The organism is Desertibacillus haloalkaliphilus (assembly GCF_019039105.1).
Taxonomy (GTDB): Bacteria; Bacillota; Bacilli; order Bacillales; family KJ1-10-99; genus Desertibacillus; species Desertibacillus haloalkaliphilus.
In genome coordinates, this window is record NZ_JAHPIV010000013.1 from 1 (window position 1) to 16,401 (window position 16,401).

Below are 16,401 nucleotides of genomic sequence, written 5' to 3' on the forward strand. Positions count from 1 at the left end.
AACAATCCTTAACTTAAATTCATCATCATATTTAGCCATAAAAAACACCCCCAAAAGTTTGGTCTAACTTTTGGGGGGCGGCTCACAATACTAATTCGACTAAGGTTCTTCACCTTCCTATTCTGAATGTATATCAATGAATTGAGTCAACTTAAGCTTGATGATTTAGTAACAATTTGAGAGTTATCATTCTCTAATTGGTTTAGGCCAAGACGATGCAAATGCTTACGAATCCCGCTTCGTTCCCATGTTTTAAAGATTGGAACATCAAGTGTGTGCTCGGGATAGAATATACCAATGGATGTAAGCTCTTCAAACGTTAGTCCTCGCTGTACATACTTAGATATTCCTTCATCACGCTGATCAATAATCCCCAGAAATCGCTCCATTTCTTCCTGAAATTCTTGCTTTGTAAAAATCCCTTTTTGATGACCTGTAATATACGTATTTGCATCAAGATCTAACAGACGTTTACCTGAACGAATAAAATCATCAATACTACCATCAGTACCGTTATACCATGGTCCAAATGACGACATATCGTAATCACTAACATAAACAACTCCTAGTTCGGGAAAATAGGGGGAAGCGAGTCCACTCGTATGACCCGGCGTATGAAGCATCAAAACCTTAACACCATCAAACTCATACTCAACCTCATACTCATACGTCTGTGAAAGACCTCGTAGGCTATTTACCCACTGTTGCGGGATCGCTTCTTTCCATTTTTCTACACCAGATTCCCCAGCTTCTTGGTAAATACCATTGGCTCTTGCAATCGCATCAACCGATTGCGACATATGATACTCAAGTGGATTGATCCACTTTTGTGCATTAGGGAACAAATAATTATATTGCGTATGATCAGGATGGTAATGAGTATTAATAATGAACTCAATCCCTAATTCCTGATTAAGTTTCGTTAGAGATTTTTCGTCAGCTCCACAATCAATTAACACTTTCTCCGAGCCATTAATATACACGTTCCTTGAATAAGGAACTTTACTATTATTTCGACCTTCGATAATTATCAGAGGACCGATACGATTCATTATTTATCACCTCAAGCCATGGATTAAACCCCTCAACAGAGTGAACGCTCATTCATTATACCATACCGATCTGAACTTTTGTATTTTTCCGACCATTTTTGAACCTCTTATATTTTCCCGCTAGGCTTTCTGGCAAAAGATCGTTTGTCGCCCTTCATGTTCACTCTCTTCGTAATAGAGAATTTTCCAATTGTTGAATACTTGAAGTAATTCATTTGAACCGAGCTTGTATTGAGCAGGAATATGTCTAGGATGTTGCTCTAGGGTAGAATAAAACGTCTCCATAAAGAAATAACCATTATCTTTTATGATCGACTTAACAATTGGAAATAAGCTCCGATCTAGATAATAACTAATAACGACTAGGTCACATGAGGCTGACTTTAGCTTCATGTTTCTCACATCAGTTAGATCACAAACGATAGGTTCAATGTGAAAATCACCTTCGTTTATCTGCTGTTTTAGGTAGTTAATCGCTACTTCAGAAATATCATACGCCTTAACATGATACTTTCGTTCAGCAAGCAATAAACTATTTGCTCCAAGTCCACAGGCTAGGTCAATGGCTTGACCTCCAGTTAGATAATTAGACAACTGTTCTAACCGGGGGTTCGGTTTTTGATCTTTTCCACTTGTCAAATGTTGTTTATATTTTTGATTCCATTTGCTTTTTGAATCCATTTCATTGCCCTCCTTTATTCACAACCCCATCATACATCATACCAAACTTTTATATTATTTAAAGAAAAGAGCCACTCCCTTGCTTAATAACTAGGAGTGGCTATCATATATATAAACTTTAGTTTTTATATTTTTCGTTCAATGCTTTTTGACCAGCTTCTAACGTTTCAATAATACGATCGACATCATAGACACTACCTCTCCATGTCCCGCCACTAACGGCTTGCAACGCAGCCCAAAGTCTTGTATCGTCTGGTAAATCTGGGTCTGGCTTTAAATCCGGATGACGAGGCCTGTTGGCTAATATTTTTTCTCCGTCCTCAGGGCTAAGCCTTTCATCCCCCACACCAACAAAGTTAATACTTCCTTTTAACTGGTTGCGGTCGACGTTAATTTCAACAATATCCCCATCGCGAAGTTTGCCTATCGGCCCATCAGCAAGAGCTTCAGGTCCAATATGTCCAATACATGCCCCTGTTGAAACACCAGAAAATCTTGCATCCGTAATTAACGATACATATTTCCCATAAGACAGGTGCTTCAGTGCTGACGTTAACTGATAAGTTTCTTCCATTCCTGTGCCTGATGGCCCACGACCGATGACAGCCATGATATCGCCTTTTTCAATCCCTCCTGTTTTAATCGCTTGTATTGCAGCTTTTTCAGCTGTAAAGACTTTGACCTTGCCGGTATGACGATAGACGCCATCCTCATCGACAACCGAAGGATCAATTGCTGTCGATTTAATCACTGAACCTTCAGGTGCGATATTTCCTGTTGGAAATGTAACCGTTGATGTCAAACCACGACGTTTGGCTGTCTCTGGACTCATGATCACATCTTCTGGGTCGACACCATCAGCTTCTTGTAAGCGCTGTTTAATTTTCTTGCGGCGTTCAGATGTTTCCCACCAATCTAACACCGTTCCTAACGTTTCTCCTGTCACTGTCAATGCGTTCTCTTTTAACACACCTAATTCACGCAGATGAAGCATAACTTCTGGTACACCACCGGCTAAAAACGCGCGTACGGTAGGATGATACGTCGGCCCATTTGGTAACACACTAACAATTCTAGGAATGTCACGATTGATACGGCTCCAATCTTCCACAGTTGGTATCCTTCGCCCTGCTGCATGAGCAATGGCCGGAATATGCAATAGTAGATTTGTTGAACCACCAAATGCAGCATGGAGAACCATGGCATTATGAATGGCATCATCTGTAACGATGTCTTTTGTCGTAATTCCGAGTTTTTCCATCTTAATCGCAGCTCGAGCAGATTGGCGGGCCATCTCTTCCCAAATATCTGACCCAGATGGTGCAAGAGCAGCATGTGGTACCGTTAACCCTAATGCTTCAGCAATGACTTGAGACGTAGCCGCAGTACCTAGGAATTGACACCCTCCACCAGGTGTCCCACAGGCACGACAACCGAGGTCAGAGGCTTCTTGAAGGGTTAGTTCGTTATTGGCATATCTAGCCCCTATCGTTTGAACGGCACCTGCATCTTCCCCTTCCGTTGGCGGTAGGGTCACGCCTCCTGGGACGATAATTGTCGGTAAATCATGCATTGCAGTGAGCGCAAGCATCGTCGCAGGTAACCCTTTATCACAAGTGGCCACACCGATAACAGCTTTTCTTGTCGGTAGTGAACGAATTAAGCGACGGTAAACGATCGCTGCATCGTTACGATAAGGAAAAGAATCAAACATTCCTGTAGTACCTTGGGATCTACCATCACATGGATCACTGACAAAGCCTGCAAACGGCACACCGCCCTTGTCTTTTATTTCTTCTGCAGCCGCTTTCATAAGTAACCCGACTTCCCAATGGCCAGTATGGTATCCTAATGCAATTGGCTTGCCATCCTCACCGCGTATCCCCCCTTGGGTACTAAGAATTAAAAATTGTTTCCCATTTAATTCAGACGGGTTCCAGCCCATCCCAACATTTTGAGTCATTCCGAATAGTTCCCCACTCGGGGCATGTAGCAACATATCTTCCGTTAGTGGAAGTGATCCCTCGGGTCCTGAAGCATGCGTTTGGATGTTATAAAAATCTTTTTGTTGATGGCCCATAATTGTATCTAAATGTTTATTCATATCGAAAGCTCCTTTTCTATCTATATCCTATTTTCAAAAGAGTTTATTAGATTAAAATAATATCTCCTTTAAGTTTACCATATCTATCTGAGAAAGAAAGCGATAACAATTGTGAACTTAGAGATCACCATCCATTTTATTGATTGCATGCCTATTTAGCCTTTCGTTCTTAAACCTATCAGCACTTTTATCGGTACCAAATTGCATACATTTCTTTTAATGTTTACTTGATAAAATAGTACGCTATGTCCGCTATCACTTTAGAGGAAAAATGATAAAAGTCTGTCCAAATCGCTTCGGACAGACTATCGAGCTATCACCCATGTTGTTAGTGTTGCAATGCAGCATTTGCAGTGCTTAGGTCGACTTGTAGTTGCTTGGCGGTATCATGGGGGTTGTAATATCCTTGTTCAATCATATAATTTGAAATTTTTCTATGGAAATCAATTTCATCTTCTAAATGTTTAATGAGAGTTTGCCGTACTTCTGGTGTTGCAGCTTCTGTTATCGCAAGGGCGTAGTTTTTTATAGCAGACTTAGCGGCCATCAACATGTCAGTAGCAATAACTTGATCGGTTAATGGGGCCATCCCCGTTACTTTTTCAATTAGTTGGTTCATGGTTTCGGTTCCTCCTCTAGTTTAAATGCTTTTTCAGCTCCTCAACTTGTTGAGTTGCCATCGTGACATCTTGTTGCATCAGTTCTTTTAGATTTTCATCCGAAACAAGCCCTTGCATCACTGATGCTTTCGTTAGGCATAAACTTTTAAAAGTTAGTAACTCATGTAACTCTAACGTTTCATGAACACCTAATTTTTCTCGCATCATTTTCATTCACCCCATTCATTTAGATTCCATCCCTTTTCTATTCATTTAATGCTACAGCTGCGTACCCAATATCTTTATTAATTTGTTCTAATACATTATAGGCATCATAAATGCCTTGTTCTTGTAAAAAACCATAGATTTGCTCGTGCTGATAAATGGCCGTTCGTAATTCTTTCGCTAAAAAAGAATGTACTTCAGATGATGTTGATTCGGTAATCGCTGTAGCGATGTCTTTAATCGCTGCTTTTGCTTCGAATAACATATCTGTTGCGATAACATGATCTGTTGCATTTAAATGGTTTATCGTCATTCTATAGGGTCCTCCTCGGTTATTGATCCATCTTAGTAACAGTGCTTTTTAATATGGATTGCATTTCGGTTACGGTAGCTGTGCCTTGTTTGACACTTTGTTCAACTAATGATTTTAATTGCTGATTCTCCACTTGATTCAGCCGCGATTTTGCTTCTGATAAACAAGCGGCTTTAAAATTAATTAACTCACGCAAATCTGTGATTTCATGTATACCAAATTGGTTTGCTTCCATCACTTAAACCTCCTTTTTTCATCGAAAGTTAGTTTTTGTCTGTGGAAAGTAACCTATACAGCACTTAAAATGGAAAACAGGTGTGTTCATGTTAGAACACACCTGTTTGTGAACATTTATTTTCTTTTTTGATTATTCTTTTGTTGCTTCTTAATCAGTACGTCACGCTCACCGCCGTCTGCTAACTCTTCAGCAAACTCCTGGCTAACTTCGTTTTCACTAACGGCAAGGTCAACTGTTTTCGCTCTATTTTTTCGATGTGGCATCATTATCCCTCCTTACTCGTTATTATTTGACGTTAAGGTACCAATTATCAAATTTTAGTTAAAGTTACGGATTATTAATGTACACGGATCCTTCAGTTCACCCTAGAAAACCACTCTTTCAGCAACGAATACGTTTCTTGATTACTTAGAATGCCATCATGAGTAGCAGATGCTACAATCTTTGTGTCCGCTCTCGTCTGCCTAAATAAAGGCTCAAATTCCTGTCCATTAAATTCTTCATCGTCCTCACCAACAATCACAAGTGTAGGATCTTTAATTGCCCGTAGTGCTTTTTTATAATTGTTTGGATACCTAGATATAAACAATCGGAAGCTTATTTCTGGTGTCTCTGTTCCATGTCGATCCTCTTCAGGTTTATGACTTGTATAGACAATCCAATGATTAAAAGTACGAATCCGAATACTATTTAATAAAAATAAGGTCACAAGCCTAGAAATATAGGCCTCCCCGTTACTATTTTCATTCGATTTACGAATCGTCGGTGCACTGGGGTGAATAAATGGTGCTAGAAGTAACAGTGCATCAAAAGCGCGTTTATACTTACTGGATGCAAACCGTAAAGCTGTACCTCCTCCTGCTGAATGGCCGGCAATTATGATTGCAGCATTATAATGTTTTTCCCTAATAACTGTAATTAAGTCAAATAAATCATCCTCATGCTGACCGATGTAATTAATATCCCCACGTATGCGTGGTTGCTCGCCATGACCACGTAAATCCGGTGTATATACATGTGCGAGGTTTTCTTTTGAAACAAACGTTGCTAAAGGCAGTAAATATTTGCTATCCTCTGAAATACCGTGGAGTAGTATCATTACTTTATTCGATTGTGCTGGGTAATACCGAAAGAAAAGCTCCTCTCCATCTCTCGCTTGGTAAGATTCAGTTGGTAAATACTTCACACTCAGTCTCCCCTCTTATCTGTAAATGATCTATCTTATATTTTGATCTAATTTGTCAGAAAAATCAAAATAACTATCATCTCCTTGCTACTTTAGCCTTATTCGGTTTCACTGTTTATTCCACTTAGTGTTGGAAACAATAGGTTGAAAGGGGCAATAACCCTAGTATAGATTACGCTTTAAGGAGAGATCGCTCTATGTGTTCTGACCATTATCGAAAAGAAAAGGATACGCTCGGTGAAGTATTGGTACCGTCAGAAGCTTATTATGGATCACAAACTCAACGAGCTGTCTTAAATTTTCAAATCAGTGGAAAGCACTTGCCACGATCATTTATCCGCGCTCAAGGACTGATTAAAGCAGCGGCCGCCATAACGAACATGGAAGTTGGAAAGCTCCCGCCTGACGTAGGTCAAGCGATTGTCGATGCCTCTAATGAAGTTACAGAAGGCAAATGGGACCAACATTTTGTGATAGATGTCTATCAAGCCGGTGCTGGCACCTCACAGAATATGAACGCAAACGAGGTTATTGCTAATCGTGCAACGGAATTGTTGGCTGGTTCATTAGGTTCATCTTTTCGTGTTCATCCAAATGACCACGTCAATATGGCACAGTCAACAAATGATACGTTTCCTTCCGCATTACACATTGCAGCTGCTGAACAAATAGTTCATCAACTTCTACCAGCCATCCAAACCTTAGAGCAAGCGCTCGAAACGAAGGCAACTGAATTTATGTCGATTCTTAAATCAGGACGAACGCACCTACACGATGCTGTTCCGATGAGATTGGGTCAAGAGTTTTCTGGGTATGCAGGGACGATTCAATCTATGTACAGAGCACTTGAGAAATCTCTTGATTCCTTATATGAACTTGGTTTAGGTGGCAATGCGATCGGTACACCGATTAACACCCACCCAGACTATCCACAAAAAGTTATTACCGAAATTTGTAGACGTACGAACATGCCTTTTCGCGCCCCAACAAACATTTTTAGTTTTATGCAAAACCGAAACGCCGCTTTTCGGACAATGAGTATACTCAAAGAGCTGGCCGTTCATTTAATTAAAATGACAAGTGACCTTCGCTTACTAAGCTCAGGACCAAGAACAGGACTTTCAGAAATCACGCTCCCGCCTGTACAACCTGGTTCAACAATTATGCCTGGGAAAGTCAATCCAGCAATCCTTGAAATGATCCATATGGTAAGTTGTCAAGTCATTGGCTATGAGACGGCAATTGCAACAGCAGGTATGGCAGGTCAATTGGAAATAAATGTGATGATGCCTGTGATTGCGCATACCTTGCTTGAATCGATTGAATTATTGACAAATGCGCTTCCTGTCCTTGTCAGTAAATGTATCAACGGCATCCAAGCAAATGAAGAAGTATGTAAAACATGGATGGAATCAAGCTTATCGTTAGTGACCGGGTTAAGCCCTTCAATGGGATATGATCTTGCCGCACAAATTGGGATGCAAGCCGATTTAGAAAATAAAACATTAACACAAGTGTTAGAGGAATTAGGATTAATGAATGAAAACGTAAAAAAGGAGATCGACCCAAATCGTATGCTTTAAATCAGGGATGTGGCGATTCAAGAGGCAAGAAGTATGGGATATATACTTGATCAGCGTTGTTTGTATAAGGGTTTAAGGATAAAAACAGAAGGGGCTGTTTTATGCCTCCTTCATGCTTTTTATCGTTTTACGTTCAAATGCATACACGAGCTGTTAAATTTGAATGGCCTAACTTCCTCATCATAGCTTTTACTTCTCATATAAAAAAGCCGAATAAGTGAGCGCCTACCCCTCATTCGACCAGTACTAGGTGATATCTAAATCATTCGTTTTTTGTTTCTCAATCACACTAAACTTTCCACTCGGTTCAAGAAAGGCCTTGTCAACTTCTGAAGCGGATTGAAAGCCTTTTGCACGCAGTTCTTCATTTAACTCACTCTTTGTCATTCTCGCTCGACGTAATCCGCTCATAATAATTGATCCGTTCTCAATTACCTTCGTCGTTCTTCCCATAATGATACGCTCAAGAAGCGTACTTTTCAGTGTGATCCAGCTAATGATAAATTGAAGAAGCACCAATGCAAAAATCGCTATAACAGATATCCATGGATCTAACGCAGGGTCTGACAATGGTTTGGCAATCAACGCACCAATTGCAATCGCGATAACTAGATCATAATCAGTTAAACGACCAACAGCTTGGCTTCCCATAAACCGAAATGCTGTGAGTCCGACAAAAAACATTCCAATGGCTTTAGCAAAAGCGAGCAAATATTCCACTCAAACGCCCTCCTCCGCATCATTTATATATATGCTCATATAAGTAATGATGTTTTAAGTATAACCATTTCGAGCGTAAACTATTGATTGACGATTTATCGTCGCCTTTTTGTTCACACTTATATGGAGGCGGAGGTGAACAGGCCCCTTCAGTTGGCTATTTTGCTGCCCAAATAAATAACACTGTTAATGCCAGCACGACAACAAGCAAGGGTGCAATCATCAGTAGAAAAAAACTCACCGCATCTCAATCCTTTCATTATTTAATGTCTCCCTTTACATAAGAAGCAGTAAATAAAAATAATCGCATTAAGAGGTATAAAGAAGGTAGCAACAATAAAAGTCCAGCCACAAAGGCAAGAAGCAATGCTCTGGCCATCGCATCATTTGTAAATCCATCATAAATAGATACGTGTGGGTATAATAAAAATGGTAAATGTGATATCCCGTAGCCAAAAAAGGCAAAGGCATATTGGATCATCACACATATAAATGCTAGTCCCAGCTTTTTTCCTTTTTCTAAAAGATAAACTGCGATCAAAAAGAACCCAAGTGATGCTCCGAACACCCAGCCGATATCCATCATTTTCTGAAAGTGGCTCGGATTATGATCTCTTAGGAAGACAAGAACCATTACACTCGCAGCAATCGTCGGTGCTGCCCATGTGAGAGCATAATTACGTAACAAGTGCAAAGCTTGAAGATCACGTGCTTTGGAGGCATAATTACTTAAAAAAGTAGCTGAAATAAATAACACACTTACAATCGCAAGAATAATCACACTCCATGAGTATGGGCTTGTAAGCAATTTGGTTGTTAATAGGCTCACCTCTCCGTGTTCAACAACAATATAGCCTCCTCCAGCGACCGTTAATACAACCGATAAAGAAGCCGGAATGAGTAATCCAGTACTCCCATAGAGAAATGAATAAAACAATCGCTCGTTTGCTCCGTACGTGCCAAACGCGTAATACGAGCCCCGGAAGATTAACAATAAAAGTGTGACGCTCATTGGAACTAATAGAGCTGTTCCAAAATAGAAAGCTGTCTCAGGGAAAAAGGCAACAATTCCGACAAAGAAAAAAACTAAGAAAACATTTGTCACTTCCCAAACCGGTGAGAGATAACGTTGAATTAAATGATCTGCCCGGTGGTTTCGGTTTGTAAGTTTACTAAAAAAGTGAAAAAATCCGGCACCAAAATCAATCGAAGCAACGATGACATAACCGTATAAAAAGATCCAAAGAATTGTTATTCCAATCAATTCATAGCCCACCAATGATCACCTCTACTTAATACCACGGTCTTGTAATTCTTTTTCTACCGGATATTCCTTAAACAATTTACGTAGGACCGCGATACACGAAACTGCTAAAATGATATAAACAGTAGCAAATACCACTAATAACAAATCCACATGAGCAGCGGTTGTCGCACCTGCGGACGTCTTCATCACCCCTACTAAAATCCAAGGCTGTCTCCCAACTTCCGAAAAAATCCAACCGAATTCAATCGCAAGCAGTGACAATGGCCCTCCGATAACAATAGCACGCAGCAAAAGTTGACTGTACACGAGAGCGGGTGCCATTTTTGAAGAAACAATATAAATAAAAGAAACTAAAAGTAAGTAGATACCGATTAGAACCATTAGATCAAATAAATAATGAATCCATAATGGTGGACGTTCGTCTATAGGAAATTCTTCTAAACCAACGACCTCGCCACCAGGATAGCCGTGAGCTAGAATGCTTAACGCATATGGGATTTCTAACCCATAGGCAGCATCATTGTCCTCTGTTAACACACCTCCAAAAATGAGCGGTGCTTCATTTGTCGTTTCAAAGTGCCATTCGGCTGCGGCTAACTTTTGCGGTTGATATTCAGCTAGAAATTTACCAGATAAATCACCAATGATCACCGTTGCAATCGAAAAGATAAATGCAGAAACCATACTGAGATGAAGAGCTTTTTTGTGATAGATATGATGTTTTCCTTTTAAAATCTGAAAAGCAGAAATCATCGCTAACAAAAACGCACCAGTCAAATAACAAGTGATTAACACATGTGCGACTTTTGTTGGCATTGCCGGGGTAAACATCGCTAATATTGGATCAATGTTTGTAATCACACCACCCTCAAGTGAGAACCCTTGTGGTGTATTCATAAAGGCGTTCACTGTTGTAATGAAAAACGCTGAAGCCGTTGAGCCAATAACGATTGGAATAACTAGTAACAAATGACGGATTTTTCGTTTCACTCTATCCCATGTATACAAGTAGATTCCTAGAAAGATTGCCTCTAAGAAAAAGGCAAACGTCTCCATAAATAACGGTAAACCAATGGTATGTCCGGCTATTCTCATAAAGTTCGGCCATAATAAGCTAAGTTGCAAGCCTATAGCTGTTCCTGTTACAACCCCAACAGCCACTGTAATAACAAACCCACGAGCCCACCTTCTTGCTAACAGCAAATAATGAGGGTCCTTTTGCTTGATACCTGTCCATTCTGCTAAGGCAATCATCACTGGCACACCTACACCGATCGTCGCAAAAATAATATGAAAACCTAGTGTAAACGACGTTAACAACCGACTATATATCACAGGATCATAATCTACCATCCCCACCAATCACTCCTCAAGTACTAAGCTAACAAAAAAGTAATAACGAAGCGCACACTCCTCTACTTCATTATTTATATGCTCGTATTTCACTCTCATTAAAGATATTTATACAAGTGCCTATACCAAATACGGTACGTGAAATTTATTATATCTTGTAACGAAGTAAACCTACCGTATAAAATAGGATCTAATGGTACAGTTCATATCTAGCAATGAAGTCAAAAGTAGAGGGGGGACGAAAATGGATATAACAGTTGATGCCAGTGAGTTCTTGAAGCACTTGATCGAAAAACGAGGCAAGCAAGGCATTCGAATCGGTTACAATGAAAAAAGCAAATGAGGACTCTCAAAGTTTAAATTAACTCTGGATGGGTTAAAAGCTGAAGATGAACAATTACAAATAAAAGGGCTACCTATTTTTTATCAAGGGGATGTAGCTCCGCATATTCACCGATTGCAAATTACTTATAAAAATGGAAGATTAGCTATGCACGATCGTAATAACGCTAATTAACAATTAAAATCAAGGTTATGTTCATACATCCGTTAATGACATCCCTATTCTCAGCTAACGTACCTCAAAATAATAACGAGCGGCTATCAATTGATTAGCCACTCGTTATATTCATCTTATTTATCTGTTGTTAACTACAATGAAACAACTTCCACCTTTATTCTTTTGCATCCTTTTTCCAAAAACCTAACATTAATGCAGTAACAACTGCACCAATGATAACTGCTAGCCCATAAAGTAACGGACTTCCATTAACGAACGGGAATACAAATACACCACCATGAGGCGCTGGTAAACCAATTCCAAAGAGCATGGTCAGTGCTCCTGCAACAGCTGATCCGACAATAACAGACGGAATCACTCGGCCTGGATCTGCCGCAGCGAACGGAATTGCACCTTCAGTAATAAATGATGCACCCATAATATAATTCGTTTTCCCTGCATCTTTTTCGGCTTTCGTAAATTTCTTCTTAAAGAATGTTGTCGCAAGGGCAATACCTATCGGTGGTACCATTCCACCTGCCATAACTGCTGCATGTGGCGCATAGTTTCCGGCATCGATCATCGCAATTCCAAATGTAAATGCCGCCTTATTAATGGGACCACCCATATCAACGGCCATCATTCCACCTAAAATTAAACCCAGTAAGAGTAAATTCCCAGTTCCCATTCCACCTAACCATGATTCCATTACGTTATTGATGGCAACGACTGGATCGATGACAATAAATAACATAACGAATCCAGTAATTAATATTCCAAAGAATGGATATAAAAGAACAGGTTTGATCCCTTCAAGTGACTGTGGTAAACGACTAAATAATTTTTTCAATCCAACAACGACATAACCAGCTAAGAAACCAGCTATTAATCCACCTAAAAATCCAGCTTCTCCGGTTGAGGCTAGGAAACCACCAACCATACCAGGCGCTAAACCAGGGCGACTAGCAATACTCATAGCAATGAATCCTGCAAGTACCGGAATCATTAAACCAAAGGCACTTCCACCACCTATCGTACTTAATGCCTCAGCAATTGGATGATAACTTGGATGATCTGGGTCTGCGGCTTCAATTCCGAAGAAAAATGAAAGAGCGATTAAAATACCGCCACCAACTACGAACGGAAGCATGTTTGATACACCGCTCATAATATGTTTATAAAAACCAGATTTTTCTTTCCCTTGACCTTCTTCTTCATTTTTTTGCGTAGACTCAGTTGCTTGATAGACTGGCGCATCTTGACGGCTTGCTTTTTCTAACAATTCTTGTGGTTTATGAATGCCTTGTGCAACTGGTACTTGAATGACATGCTTACCATTAAAGCGGTCCATTTCGACATTTGTGTCCGCAGCTACAATAATCGCTGTCGCATCTTTGATATCATCTGTGGTCAGCGCATTTCCAACCCCACTAGATCCGTTTGTTTCAACCTTCAGGTCAATACCAAGCTCCTTTGCTTTCGCCTTTAGGGAATCTGCCGCCATAAATGTATGGGCAATTCCGGTTGGACATGCCGTAACAGCTAAGATTCTTCCTTTGCTAGATGAAGTTTCCTCTTCTTCTCCGTTCTCTTCGTCTTCTTTTTCATTAATAGCCTCTATCACCTCATCTACTGATGATGCTGTTTCTAACTTTTTACGAAAATCCGTATCCATTAGAAACGATGAAAGTCGTGAGAGTGTTTCAAGGTGAGCATTATTGGCCCCTTCACTTGCAGCAATCATGAAAAAGAGGTGACTCGGTTGTCCATCAAGTGCTTCATAATCAATCCCCTCATTTGAACGACCAAAGACAATTGCAGGTGTTTTAACAGCTACTGTTTTCGCATGTGGAATCGCAATTCCTTCACCAATGCCTGTTGTACTTTGTTCTTCACGTGCTAATATTGCCTCTTTAAATTGCGTTTGATCGGCAAGTTTACCTGCATCCGCTAGTTTTTGAACGAGCTCATCAATGGCTTCTGATTTCGTTGATGCTTGCAAGTGTAGTTCAATCGTCTCTGTTGTAAGTAAATCAGTAATTCTCATCAATCTCTTCCCCCTTTTTTCTAAGATGTCTCTAGTATGTCTACATGTACCTGTGGCAGGAGCTTGTCTACATCGTCCTTCTGACATAAATCAATTAAAAATGCTGTTGCACTCCCAGCAGCAATCCCATACGAAAATGCTTGCAAAACGTCATTAGTTTGCTGATATGATGCTAGAAAACCAGCAACCATTGAATCACCAGCACCAACTGAGTTTTTCAGTACACCTTTCGGAACATTAGCATAAGCTACAACCTCATGATTGAGAAACAGTGCCCCTTCTCCTCCGAGTGATACGATCACATTTTCCGGACCTTGGGCAAGCAATCGCTTCCCATACGTAACGGCTTCATCAACCGTTTTTATTTCTGTTTGAAATAGTTCACCTAGCTCATGCTGATTAGGTTTGACTAAGAATGGCTGATAGGTAATCATTTCTTTTAAGGCGGAACCAGACGTATCAACGACTACTGGCACCCCTTTTTCTCGACAAATCTCAACCAACGATTGATAGTACTCTACGGAAAGTGAAGGAGGTAAACTGCCCGCTAAGACGATAAAATCATCTTTTGTTAACAGCGAGATTTTATCGAGTAATTGATCCTGCTGCTGTTTTGAGACCATGCTCCCCCTACCGTTGATCTCCATTTCTTCTGTGGACTTTACTTTCACATTGACTCTTGTTGGTTGATCAACTTCAATAAAATCCTCGTTGATCTGCTCAGCAGCTAAAAAATCACGGATAAACTGGCCCGTAAATCCACCGACAAAACCGAGAGCTGTACTTTTTTTACCCACATTTTTTAATACGCGAGAAACGTTAATTCCTTTTCCTACAGGGTAAAATGAAGTATGATCCGCACGGTTTAGCGAGCCTTGCTTTAATTCGTCAACCTCAACAAAATAATCAATCGAAGGGTTTAATGTGCAAGTATAAATCATGGTGTCACAACCTTTACTGTCGTTTCTTCTTTAAATTCTGCAATTAATTCTTCATCAGCATCAGTAACAATCACCGCGTCCTTTAGGTCAGCAATTTTTGAAAATGTTACTTCATGAAATTTCGAATGGTCACATAGCATATAACCCACTTGTGATAAATAAAGCGCATTCTTTTTTATCATTGCTTCTTCTGGGTCAGGTGTTGAATATCCGTAATCGAGATGAACCCCATTGACACCGATAAAACATTTATCAAAACGGTATTGATTTAAACCAGCAATTGCACCTTGTCCAATGAGTGCTCTCGTCTTTGGTTTAATCGCTCCACCTAGTAAATAAGTGTCTATGTTTTGTTCCAATAAGGCTTCGATATGTGTTAAACCATTAGTAACAACCTTTACTTCTTTTGCCTCTATAAATGGAATCATTTGAAATGTAGTTGTACCAGCATCTAAAAAGATACAATCTCCATCCCGAATCAATGATGCAGTGTAACGGGCAACCTTTTCTTTTTCTTTTAAATTCTTAGTTGACTTTTCGGAGATACTGAGCTCTACACCTTTTTGTTCTAACAAAGAAGCACCACCGTGAACACGCTTAAGTTTCTTCTCTTTCTCAAGTTGACTTAAATCTCTACGTATCGTCGATTCTGATGATGCGGTTGCTTCTACAAGCTCGTGAATCTTTACGATTTCACTTTCTTGTAAACGTTCTAGAATCTTTCGGTGCCTTTCAGGAGTCAGCATGCTTTCACCTCCTCATTTGTTCTCGTTCTGATGAATCAATCATAACGTAAGCCTTTGCACATTTGTTAGCTGTCTCCTTTAACTATTTATTCCTGCTAACCACTCCCAGAACTCCCAAGGAGGGGCCCATCCTTTTCTACCAAAAAAAAACAGCCCAACACATATGTCAGGCTGTCATTTCCTATCACTTACGATCTTAGTAACTGTTCAATATCCGTCGCGAAATCAATTGGCTCCTCATATGGTTCATAGCGCTTAATCACTTGTCCATGTTCATTAACCAAAAACTTTGTGAAATTCCATTTAATTGCATCGCCAGTGAGCCATTCAGGATTTCTTTCGGAAATCATCATTCTCATAAGCTTCGCACTACTATTTGAATCATCGAACCCTTCGAAACCAGCTTCTCTTTTTAAATATTGAAACAGTGGTGCTTGTTCTTCACCATTGACTGCAATTTTTCCGAAAACCGGAAACTTTACACCGTAGTTCAACTGACAAAAAGCTTGGGCTTCTTGATTTGTCCCCGGTTCTTGCTCACCAAACTGATTGCATGGAAAGCCAAGAATCTCAAAATTGTTGTTGTTAAATTTATCATAAAGCTTTTGTAAATCGTCAAACTGGGGAGTAAATGTACATTTACTTGCTGTATTCACAATTAATAATACTTTACCCTTATATGTAGATAGTGGCATTTTCTCACCTGTCGCCTTTTCAACTTCAATGTCATAAATCGTCATCATTAATCCCTCGCTATTTATAATAATTATTATTTTACATTTCTTATCATATAACAAAAGAATTGTTTTGTAAAAAAGTTTGCTCATCGATTTCAGTTACATTCGCT

The 16,401-nt window shown here is 39.8% G+C and carries 18 protein-coding genes; 1 reads left to right on the forward strand and 17 read right to left on the reverse strand.

All coding sequences use genetic code 11. The annotated features are described in order from the left end of the window. Window positions 1-146: 146 nt before the first annotated feature. The 9 genes from KH400_RS14830 to KH400_RS14870 all read right to left on the reverse strand — a co-directional run bounded on the left by KH400_RS14830 (window position 147) and on the right by KH400_RS14870 (window position 6,398). The gene (locus tag KH400_RS14830) at window positions 147-1,052 is read right to left on the reverse strand and encodes an MBL fold metallo-hydrolase (RefSeq protein ID WP_217225873.1); all 906 of its coding nucleotides are present in this window, start codon (window positions 1,050-1,052) and stop codon (window positions 147-149) included. Window positions 1,053-1,172: 120 nt separating this feature from the next. Continuing rightward, window positions 1,173-1,733 (reverse strand): class I SAM-dependent methyltransferase, encoded by a 561-nt coding sequence (locus KH400_RS14835; protein ID WP_217225875.1) that lies wholly within the window; start codon window positions 1,731-1,733, stop codon window positions 1,173-1,175. A gap of 118 nt (window positions 1,734-1,851) precedes the next feature. Then, window positions 1,852-3,837, reverse strand: coding sequence for a YjhG/YagF family D-xylonate dehydratase (locus KH400_RS14840; protein ID WP_217225877.1), 1,986 nt, complete (start codon window positions 3,835-3,837; stop codon window positions 1,852-1,854). A gap of 328 nt (window positions 3,838-4,165) precedes the next feature. Then, window positions 4,166-4,456: a spore coat protein gene (locus KH400_RS14845; RefSeq protein ID WP_217225879.1), complete on the reverse strand. Its 291-nt coding sequence runs from the start codon at window positions 4,454-4,456 to the stop codon at window positions 4,166-4,168. A 16-nt stretch (window positions 4,457-4,472) separates the two neighbouring features. After that, on the reverse strand, window positions 4,473-4,661 hold the full coding sequence (locus KH400_RS14850) for a hypothetical protein (protein ID WP_217226172.1): 189 nt from the start codon (window positions 4,659-4,661) through the stop codon (window positions 4,473-4,475). A gap of 40 nt (window positions 4,662-4,701) precedes the next feature. Continuing rightward, the gene (locus KH400_RS14855) at window positions 4,702-4,974 is read right to left on the reverse strand and encodes a spore coat protein (RefSeq protein WP_217225881.1); all 273 of its coding nucleotides are present in this window, start codon (window positions 4,972-4,974) and stop codon (window positions 4,702-4,704) included. 19 nt (window positions 4,975-4,993) lie between these two features. Beyond that, window positions 4,994-5,209: a hypothetical protein gene (locus KH400_RS14860; protein WP_217225883.1), complete on the reverse strand. Its 216-nt coding sequence runs from the start codon at window positions 5,207-5,209 to the stop codon at window positions 4,994-4,996. A 116-nt stretch (window positions 5,210-5,325) separates the two neighbouring features. Beyond that, a complete protein-coding gene (locus KH400_RS14865) occupies window positions 5,326-5,478 on the reverse strand; it encodes a hypothetical protein (RefSeq protein ID WP_217225885.1) in 153 nt (50 codons plus the stop codon). 89 nt (window positions 5,479-5,567) lie between these two features. Then, the gene (locus tag KH400_RS14870; RefSeq protein WP_217225887.1) at window positions 5,568-6,398 is read right to left on the reverse strand and encodes an alpha/beta hydrolase; all 831 of its coding nucleotides are present in this window, start codon (window positions 6,396-6,398) and stop codon (window positions 5,568-5,570) included. A gap of 197 nt (window positions 6,399-6,595) precedes the next feature. Between KH400_RS14870 and KH400_RS14875 the strand changes: the two genes are divergently transcribed. Next, window positions 6,596-7,981, forward strand: coding sequence for a class II fumarate hydratase (locus KH400_RS14875; protein WP_217225889.1), 1,386 nt, complete (start codon window positions 6,596-6,598; stop codon window positions 7,979-7,981). Window positions 7,982-8,227: 246 nt separating this feature from the next. Here the strand turns inward: KH400_RS14875 and KH400_RS14880 are convergent, their stop codons facing one another. From KH400_RS14880 to KH400_RS14910, 8 genes are all read right to left on the reverse strand, one after another. Then, on the reverse strand, window positions 8,228-8,701 hold the full coding sequence (locus tag KH400_RS14880; RefSeq protein ID WP_217225891.1) for a DUF421 domain-containing protein: 474 nt from the start codon (window positions 8,699-8,701) through the stop codon (window positions 8,228-8,230). A 157-nt stretch (window positions 8,702-8,858) separates the two neighbouring features. After that, window positions 8,859-8,942, reverse strand: coding sequence for a cytochrome bd oxidase small subunit CydS family protein (cydS, locus tag KH400_RS28485; RefSeq protein WP_438821120.1), 84 nt, complete (start codon window positions 8,940-8,942; stop codon window positions 8,859-8,861). An 18-nt stretch (window positions 8,943-8,960) separates the two neighbouring features. Beyond that, window positions 8,961-9,977: a cytochrome d ubiquinol oxidase subunit II gene (locus KH400_RS14885; protein ID WP_217225893.1), complete on the reverse strand. Its 1,017-nt coding sequence runs from the start codon at window positions 9,975-9,977 to the stop codon at window positions 8,961-8,963. A gap of 12 nt (window positions 9,978-9,989) precedes the next feature. Next, a complete protein-coding gene (locus tag KH400_RS14890) occupies window positions 9,990-11,321 on the reverse strand; it encodes a cytochrome ubiquinol oxidase subunit I (RefSeq protein ID WP_217226174.1) in 1,332 nt (443 codons plus the stop codon). A 674-nt stretch (window positions 11,322-11,995) separates the two neighbouring features. Beyond that, complete coding sequence (locus KH400_RS14895) at window positions 11,996-13,867, reverse strand: PTS fructose transporter subunit IIABC (RefSeq protein WP_217225894.1); 1,872 nt, start codon at window positions 13,865-13,867, stop codon at window positions 11,996-11,998. Between the two features lie 20 nt (window positions 13,868-13,887). Further along, a complete protein-coding gene (gene pfkB, locus KH400_RS14900; RefSeq protein WP_217225897.1) occupies window positions 13,888-14,808 on the reverse strand; it encodes a 1-phosphofructokinase in 921 nt (306 codons plus the stop codon). Beyond that, the gene (locus tag KH400_RS14905) at window positions 14,805-15,554 is read right to left on the reverse strand and encodes a DeoR/GlpR family DNA-binding transcription regulator (RefSeq protein ID WP_217225899.1); all 750 of its coding nucleotides are present in this window, start codon (window positions 15,552-15,554) and stop codon (window positions 14,805-14,807) included. Before KH400_RS14905 ends, pfkB begins: the two co-directional genes overlap by 4 nt. 188 nt (window positions 15,555-15,742) lie before the next feature. Next, on the reverse strand, window positions 15,743-16,294 hold the full coding sequence (locus KH400_RS14910; protein WP_217226176.1) for a glutathione peroxidase: 552 nt from the start codon (window positions 16,292-16,294) through the stop codon (window positions 15,743-15,745). Window positions 16,295-16,401 lie beyond the last annotated feature (107 nt).